General features: G+C 34.8%; 2 protein-coding genes. One reads left to right on the top strand and one right to left on the bottom strand.

The annotated features are described in order from the left end of the window. The first annotated feature begins 207 nt into the window (after positions 1–207). A complete protein-coding gene (locus tag QZL64_RS01435) occupies positions 208–384 on the top strand; it encodes a hypothetical protein (RefSeq protein ID WP_021840272.1) in 177 nt (58 codons plus the stop codon). A gap of 61 nt (positions 385–445) precedes the next feature. On the opposite strand, the gene QZL64_RS01430 is transcribed toward QZL64_RS01435, so the two are convergent. Beyond that, positions 446–760 (bottom strand): DUF1904 family protein, encoded by a 315-nt coding sequence (locus tag QZL64_RS01430; protein WP_021840271.1) that lies wholly within the window; start codon positions 758–760, stop codon positions 446–448. Positions 761–845 lie beyond the last annotated feature (85 nt).

Below are 845 nucleotides of genomic sequence, written 5' to 3'. Positions count from 1 at the left end.
ATATTTATTAAATGGCTCGTCTTATGAGTATTCTGTATAATTAATACGCAATTTGTGAATGAATATCAATTATGTATACTATCCGTTGCTATTATACATATTTACATATATAATGGATTTATAGGGTTTGTCACTGTTTTTTTACTATAAATGTGTTTTTCAGACTTACTATGTTACTGTATTTTTATGAAAGGAAGATGTTAACGTATGAGTGGACGCTATGAAGTAAAATTTAGATATAAAAGTACCAGCCCAACCTCGCGGGGCAGTGTCAATGCCACAACAGTAACGGCTACCAGTATATCTGATGCAAGGAATCAGGTTATTGCTTCCCATAGTTACGGTAAGGGTGTAACCATTATTTCGGTGGTGAAGAAGAGTTAAGAAGTATTACACAAAGAGAAGCCTCACAGAACAAAATTCTGCGAGGCTTCTTAATTATCTCTTAAAATTCATAATAATCGTCTTTGCCGATATGTATAAAATACACTTCACACATAGTATAGCCTTCGGCCTTCACCGCATCAGCAATGCACTGTGCCATCTGTTTTTCCATAGCAACACCACGATCATACTGTAACACTTCCACTAAAGGATACATGTCATGGATTTTACCATCACGAAAATACTTTGTTTCCGGACATTCTAAGGTAAAATAGTCTACCGGTGTATCAGACAATTCAGCCAGCTGTTTAGGCAAAGCAATACTTAACTTTTGAACAACGTCAGGTATAACACCTTTGAAGATTAATTGGGGCATGATTACTCCTTACCACTTTAATAAATTGATATTATTTTTCAGTATGTATTTTTTACTTACAACCTACTTGCAACTACTTACAACC

Source organism: Veillonella sp. CAG:933, from assembly GCF_000431435.1.
Classification (GTDB): Bacteria; Bacillota; Negativicutes; order Veillonellales; family Veillonellaceae; genus Veillonella_A.
This window is presented reverse-complemented; position numbering and strand designations above follow the sequence as displayed.

Coding starts and splice junctions, on each gene's coding strand:
- QZL64_RS01435 (WP_021840272.1), top strand. CDS start 208: ATGAGTGGACGCTATGAAGTAAAATTTAGATATAAAAGTACCAGCCCA.
- QZL64_RS01430 (WP_021840271.1), bottom strand. CDS start 760: ATGCCCCAATTAATCTTCAAAGGTGTTATACCTGACGTTGTTCAAAAG.